Genomic DNA, 6,910 nt, shown 5'->3' with positions numbered 1-6,910 from the left:
AGCTAAAAGTTAAATTTCCTGAATCTGAAGTTAGGAGTGCATCAACTGACTGCCAACTTGACTGAAAGATATTCTGTAACCAATCACCTAAATTTACTGTAGAATGTTTCTGTGTAACCCCTAGCCGCTGTCGATACAATTGCTGGCGATTTTTTTCATTAGCTAATAATGCACCCCACTGTTCAAAGGGAATATTTAATCTAGGAGAATATGGACTAGACTGACTTAGTTGAGCGAGTAAAGCTTCTGTTTGGTTTGGAGGCAAAGTTGGTAAAGGACTAATTTTTACCTTTTTACGGGAAAAAAGCTCCTGCTTTACTGATAATACGTTTAAGTCTTCTATTAAATCCTCTCTATCCAAAGTGTAGGTTCTATCCTGCTTGTCGTAATTTCCATCATTGCAAATTTGTTCGGAGGTAACATATCCCCATACCCGCATCCAACGTTCTTCCAATTGTAACTGTACCGCTAGATAATAGTCAGCTACCCAGTCGGGAATATCAACCCATTCTTGGGGTATGGAAAATTCTTTGAGATTGCTTTTATCGCTGGGAACTAGCAGCAATCGCGTTTCATTCAATAAAATAGATGTACCATTTACCACTTCCCAAAAAGTTGGCAATTCAGCCATTTGCGGCCATATTTGGGGTGATGATTTTAGATCTGAATTAGTTTTTAACCAAGTCATAAAGGTATTGAGACAAAGTTGGTTTAAGAAGGCATTCCAACGCGCAGATTGGTTAGAGTATCCTTGTTCTTCTGTTTGCTGCCATGCCTTTTTCTGGTCTTCTAATGAAAACTCTAACCATAGCTGGTCGGGGTAAATTTCCACTAAATCATCAAAAACAAAAGTCATTTTTTTTCTCCTTAATTAATCAAAATTGAGCAGTATTTTGCAGCCATTCTTCAATAAATCCACCCAAAGTTTCTTCAACTGGCATCAGCGACTCCGGTAATAAATCCAAATAGCTGGCTATCTCGTTAATAAAGGCTTGTCGAAACTCTCTGTAGATACTTGCTATTTGCGGAGCAATTTCTGAAGTTGGAATCGCGAGGGTTTTTGCTATTTGAGATAGGGATAATTTCTCTGCGTAATGTAATTTTAATATGGTTTTCTCAAAATCACTGCGCCGAACGAGAATTTTTGCTAAACAGCCATACCATATTTCTTGAGTCTGCTTTCGTAGGCAATCATGCAGATAATTTTTAAGTTGCTCAAGCTGTTTTTCAGCGAGCAAGGTATCTCGATTTATTTGATTCCATTCCTTAGCAAAGTCTTTCAGTAAATTTTTGGTATGGCTTTTTAATAACCGAGAAACTTGATACTGGGTTTCTAGGCTTGTATACTTATTTTTGAGAACATTAGCTATATTTGTTTGGGTTAGATTTAACCCTAGCCATAGTTTGAATAGCATTTGGCCCTGAACAGGCAGTTTTTGAAAGGCACTGGAAACTAGCACCTGAATTTCATCCCATTCTTCTTCTCGAACAAGAGTATCCCAAGCTGTAGACGCGGGAGCAGGCGTATTGGTATAATCTTCTAGGGGAAGAAACTGTTGGGTTCGATAATTCCGCGCTGCCTTAATACAGGTGTCGAGCATTTCTTGAATTTTAGTTGCGTCAACGGGTGAACCTGGATGAGCGAGGAGTTGGTTGTAGCGATCGGCAATTTGGTTCAAGTGTATTCGATCGGGAGCATCCATACTCCGGCTACCACGCCAGTGATTTGGCTGATAAATTTCATCAAAGCATTTCCAAGCTAAGCAATGAAGTTCAATATTAAGCTGTTGGTTTCTTTGGGCTGCCAGCGCTTCGGTTAATTCTTTCTTGGTTAAATCTTTTAAAAGGCCATAATTGGAGTATTTACCTCTTTTGGCTTCTAAGTCGCTTTCGTAAACCTGATTGTTTATTATCCTAAAAATTACAGCCTTGGCGAATACCTCTGTGTTTGCACTAGGATGGTCGAATTTAAAGTTACGGAAAACTTTTTCTGGTTGATAACCCACCGAACAGGCAATCTGAAAGCATTCTTCTAATGGGTATTTGTGCTTAATAAACTGTAACCTTTGGCAAAGTTTTTGAGCAGCCCAGAAGCAAACATCTTGTAAGTAAGCTGATAAGTGCCTTCCCGGTAGGGAATTAGGAAGAATTTGATTAGGTACTTTAGTGGAGTCGCTGTGGGGTTTAGCTGGGTATGTTTTTTGCATCTCTTGCAAGAAACGTCTTGCCCAGAATTCGGCTTTAGCATTTGGATCTGACTGTTCCAGATTTTTGATGTTACGTTCCAATTCGGGGTCAGTTTGCCAAAAAAACTGGCGGTACCTTTCCCTGTTCCCCAACTTCAGAAACGTCGAAAATTTTTGAACGATGTCTTGGCGCACTTTCATGCTGGTTTTACTTTTTCTGATGATATTGGCTTGAGGTTACTCGCGTAACTAAGTACGAAACTCACCTTCTTTAGGGAGGGCGAGCCGACTCTGGTGCTGAACGAGCAGCTAGAGAAAAGTGGCTGGTGAGGCTCCCTCTTAAAGGGTGACACTTACTTATTGGCTTGACAAGAGGGGGGTTATGCAGGTTTGGGTTTCTAGGCTAAAAATTCCATACCTGCATATTGACTCAAGGCTTACCCCAATTAAACCAACAGAAGCAAGTCAAGCCTTTTACAGAAATTGACGGAGAAAACCATGTTTGATTCTTTTGTGCCCGATGTAGCTAAACCTTTCGACTCTTGCGTTAATCCTTCTGGTACTGGTTTTGGTAATTTAGAACCGATTGACAGTATTACTCCCCAGTCAGCGCTAAAAAATTTAATTGCGGGGGGTGGAAGTAAAGCGGAAATTAGCCCTGCACTGCCAACTGCTGGAGGCGACGATAGCATTATCCTGCTTAACAAATCGCTTCTATCTCTCAACGCTGATGTGGTGACACAAACCAGTAGCAACAGCTGCCAGCAAGCCGAGAGTTTATCTGTAGATTCTCTCACGGGTGTCGCGATCTCACCTGAACCAAATAGCGATTTGCACTTTTTACCGATCGTACAGGAAGCCGTGCAAAAAGTTCGCGATGCTCTGACGGGATTGGCAGCTGACCCAGATTTTGATGCAAAAATGAATGTGGCTTTTGGCGATAATTTTGATACTAAGGTAGCCAGGGAAATTGTCGAAAAGTTTGCTAAAGGAGATTTTAGCGAACTTCCCCAAATAGAGATCTTACCATCTGTGGTAATTAATGGAGCGAATGGTGCTTTTGCAAAAGAAACCAATACTGTTTATTTAGCAAGTGATTTTGTAGCTAAGAATGCTAATAATTCCGAAGCAATTGCCAGCGTATTATTGGAAGAGAACGGACATTACATAGACTCGCAGATCAATATCAAAGATGCTGCTGGTGATGAAGGAGATATTTTTGCCAGAGTCGTTCAAGGAAAGAATATTAGTGCAAGTGAACTGGCAGCCCTAAAGGCTGAGGATGATAGGGCTACTGTTACTTTCGATGGGAAGGATATTCAGATAGAACAAGCAAAATCATTTGCTGCTGGCGATCGCGTAATTGATATTATCCGCCAAGAAAGAGGTTCTTGGGTAGATAAATCGCGAGATGCTGAAGTAGTTCTCTCCAAAGGGGATTGGACTTTTAACCAGCCCACAGGATTACCTAATATGGATGCCATGAACGGTGATTTCGTCAACCTAATCACCGGAGACTTTGATGGGAATGGTTTAACTGACTTTATCCGCCAAGAAAAAGGTAGTTGGGTGAATGGTGTTAACGATGCTCAAGTTTATCTTGCCACAGGAAAAGGAACTTTTAAGAGTCCAATCCAAATGACTGATATGGCAGCGATGAATGGTAACTTTGTAAATTTAGTAGCGGGAGACTTTAACGGAGATTTCAAAACAGATATTATCCGACAAGAAAAAGGTACTTGGATAGATGGTTATCGAGATGCTGAAATTTACATATCAAATGGTGATGGCACTTTCAAAAATCCCGTCTTAATGAATAATGCCTCCGCAATGAATGGCAATTTTGTCAATCTGATTGTCGGTGATTTTACTGGCGGCGGCGCTGATGACATCATCCGACAAGAAAAAGGTAATTGGGTAGATGGTAACAATGATGTTCAATACTACACCTTCTCTCAAGGTAACTTCAAATTCCAAGCAAATTTACCTAATATGGGTGCGATGAATGGCAATTTTGTAAATTTAGTTGCTGGAGACTTTAATGGCGATCGCGTCACTGACTTGATCCGTCAAGAAAAAGGTTCCTGGGGGGATGGTAATCGGGATGCTGAAATCTGTATTTCTAATGGAACCTGGGGCTTTAAGTCCATAACTACTATGAATAATGCTTCAGTCATGAATGGCGATTATGTCAATTTAATTGTTGGTGATTTAACGGGTGGTGGCGCTGATGACATCATTCGCCAAGAAAAAGGTAATTGGGTTAATGGTAGTAATGATGTTGAATTTTTGACCTACTCTAACAGTAACTTCGTCAAAGTAAAAGATGCGCCTAATATGTCTGAATTGAATGGCAATTATGTCACTTTGGTTCCAGGCTTATTTGGAACGTCTTCTGGCATCAATAGTACGGGTAATACATTGCCAAATAGCACGCAACAGGCTGATCCTTTCTTCAAACTTCAATACTGGAATTCAAAATATAACCCCGATGGGCCTAATAGCAGTACTAACTGTGGCCCTGCCAGCTTAGCTATGGTGATGAAAACGCTAGGTCGTGAACCAGCTAATATCAGCACTGAAACCAGTATAGATTATGCTCGTTACCTAATGTTCGGCTATTCTAACGGTACAAAACAAGGTGTTCCAGTCCTAGATCAAGACAACGTATGGACTAATTTCGATCAAGTCAAAGCGGGTATCCAAAAGGCAGGCGGAATAGCAGAACAGCTAACAGGATGGGATGCTTTAGATCGCAGTCTAAATGCAGAAAAACCAGTTATATCTTTTGGAAATTTAACTAATGCCTGGCGTCAACAGTTCCCTAACAGAGTAGGTAGTGGTTCTGGTGGTCACTGGAACGCAATTCTTGGCAAAACATCCGATGGCAAATATATTGTTGCCGATCCGATGCACGAGGGCGGCGCAGTTGCAATGACAAGAAATCAACTTGCTGTTTTCACCTATAACGGCTACCCCGAATTTATTGCTTTTGCTCGTAACTAAAGCGAACACATCTAATTGAGTGATCGTTCCATCCTTACGGCACAATGAACAAGTGCTATTTATTTACTCTGTTATCTCCAGGAGCGATCGCATCTCACAATCACTTTTTTCAAAATCCAATATTTTTCTAAAACAAAATCATGACACTGCTTTTAAGCTTGCAAAACATTGCTAATTATTTAATTAGTCAGAGCCTTGGTATCCAATCAGAACAAGATAAAGTTGAAACAGAACCAATGTCTGCTAAAAACTTTAACTTGTTAGTGAAGTTTCCCAATAATCGTAAACTATTAGTCAAACAAGAACGACACGATCGGGAAGGAAAAACCGCTGGTGAATTTCTCAACGAATGGCGAATTCAAGAATTTTTACAGCGATTTTCCGAATTAGGCAACCTTCGTCCATTATTGCCAGTAGTGTTACATTTTGATGCTGAAAATTCTATCATTGTTTTCAAATACCTGGATGACTATCGCGATTTAGCTGATTTCTATGCAAAAGAGAATGTTTTTCCGAGTGCGATCGCATCTTCAATCGGCAATATCATAGCCACCATCCACCGTTCAACTTTCAACCGCCAAAATTATCGAGATTTCTTTTCTCAAGATAGTGAAGCTGAACTAAAAGACCAAGTTCCTAACTTAATTCGGAGCTTAGAACGAATCACTCCAGAAATCTTTGGTTTAGTTCCCGCCGATGGTATTAAATTCTTCGTTCTCTACCAACGCTATGAAAGCCTCGCACAAGCAATGGCAGAACTTTCTACTGCTTACAACCCTTGTTGCTTAACTCACAACGACCTAAAACTAAACAACATCCTTCTTCACCAAGATTGGCAACAATCTAACCAAAATATTGTCCGGCTAATTGATTGGGAACGTTCTGCTTGGGGAGATCCCGGATTTGATCTAGGAACTTTAATTGCTAGCTACCTGCTAATGTGGTTAAGTAGCTTAGTTATTAGTCAGACACTCACTATCGAAGAATCGTTACGATTAGCAGCAACTCCCCTCGAACAGATTCAGCCTTCAATTAGTGCTATGACTGTAGCTTATTTTGATACATTCCCAGAAATAGTAGAACATCGCCCCGATTTCTTAAAGCGAGTTGTGCAATTCGCTGGTTTGGCATTAATTCAACAAATTCAAGCCATGATTCAATACCAAAAATCTTTTGGTAATACGGGAATTTGTATGCTCCAAGTTGCTAAAAGCTTGCTATGTCGTCCCGAACAATCAATGTCAACTGTTTTCGGCAATGCTGCTGCAACGCTAACTCAAATCAACCAAGCTGCTTAAAATATTTCCTCATCATTAAACTCGATATGCAACTAATTGATTTTCCTCAAACTCAACAACAAAATTCTGCTGAAAGCAAATTGCTAGATACTCTGCAAGACATCATCAAACTTCAGATTCAGCCTAACTTCTGTATTCTTCATCCTGATTACAAACCTTTAGAACTTCCTTTGGAGATAGTCAACCGATTTAAAGGAATGCCAACAGAAGTACAAAATCGGTATATCAATTTGCAACTTCGCAGTTTTCTGTATGGTATTCATTATAACGGTTCCCTAAAAACTGCGCTCGATCCAGATGCAAATTCAGATGCCAAATCTTTGTATCAAAATTTAGAAAATAACACTATTCTTGGAGTAGATTTAGCTTTTTACGAACGATTGCACGAAAGTAACGATGGCGAAGGCTACTTCGATCCTG

The 6,910-nt window shown here is 40.2% G+C and carries 4 protein-coding genes and 1 pseudogene; 3 read left to right on the top strand and 2 right to left on the bottom strand.

The genetic code is table 11. The features are described 5' to 3' along the window. Together H6S82_RS13135 and H6S82_RS13130 are read right to left on the bottom strand one after the other, a co-directional pair. Positions 1 to 856 (bottom strand): DUF1822 family protein (locus tag H6S82_RS13135; protein WP_191056294.1); only part of this gene is annotated, 856 nt, incomplete at its 3' end. Positions 857 to 875: 19 nt separating this feature from the next. Further along, the gene (locus H6S82_RS13130) at positions 876 to 2,387 is read right to left on the bottom strand and encodes a sigma-70 family RNA polymerase sigma factor (protein WP_190462931.1); all 1,512 of its coding nucleotides are present in this window, start codon (positions 2,385 to 2,387) and stop codon (positions 876 to 878) included. A 297-nt stretch (positions 2,388 to 2,684) separates the two neighbouring features. Here H6S82_RS13130 and H6S82_RS13125 point away from each other — a divergent pair, with 297 nt between their 5' ends. From H6S82_RS13125 to H6S82_RS13115, 3 genes and pseudogenes are all read left to right on the top strand, one after another. Beyond that, complete coding sequence (locus tag H6S82_RS13125; RefSeq protein ID WP_190462929.1) at positions 2,685 to 5,192, top strand: C39 family peptidase; 2,508 nt, start codon at positions 2,685 to 2,687, stop codon at positions 5,190 to 5,192. A gap of 140 nt (positions 5,193 to 5,332) precedes the next feature. Continuing rightward, a complete protein-coding gene (locus H6S82_RS13120) occupies positions 5,333 to 6,490 on the top strand; it encodes an aminoglycoside phosphotransferase family protein (protein WP_190462927.1) in 1,158 nt (385 codons plus the stop codon). A gap of 26 nt (positions 6,491 to 6,516) precedes the next feature. Then, positions 6,517 to 6,910: pseudogene (locus tag H6S82_RS13115) on the top strand (hypothetical protein); the annotation flags it as partial.

The organism is Planktothrix sp. FACHB-1355 (assembly GCF_014748295.1).
Classification (GTDB): domain Bacteria; phylum Cyanobacteriota; class Cyanobacteriia; order Cyanobacteriales; family Aerosakkonemataceae; genus Aerosakkonema; species Aerosakkonema funiforme_A.
Note: the sequence above shows the minus strand (reverse complement) of the source record. Positions and strands in the feature narration are given on the sequence as shown.

Excerpts from the sequence above, each read along its gene's own strand:
- H6S82_RS13130 (WP_190462931.1), bottom strand. The coding sequence starts at position 2,387 with ATGAAAGTGCGCCAAGACATCGTTCAAAAATTTTCGACGTTTCTGAAG.
- H6S82_RS13125 (WP_190462929.1), top strand. The coding sequence starts at position 2,685 with ATGTTTGATTCTTTTGTGCCCGATGTAGCTAAACCTTTCGACTCTTGC.
- H6S82_RS13120 (WP_190462927.1), top strand. The coding sequence starts at position 5,333 with ATGACACTGCTTTTAAGCTTGCAAAACATTGCTAATTATTTAATTAGT.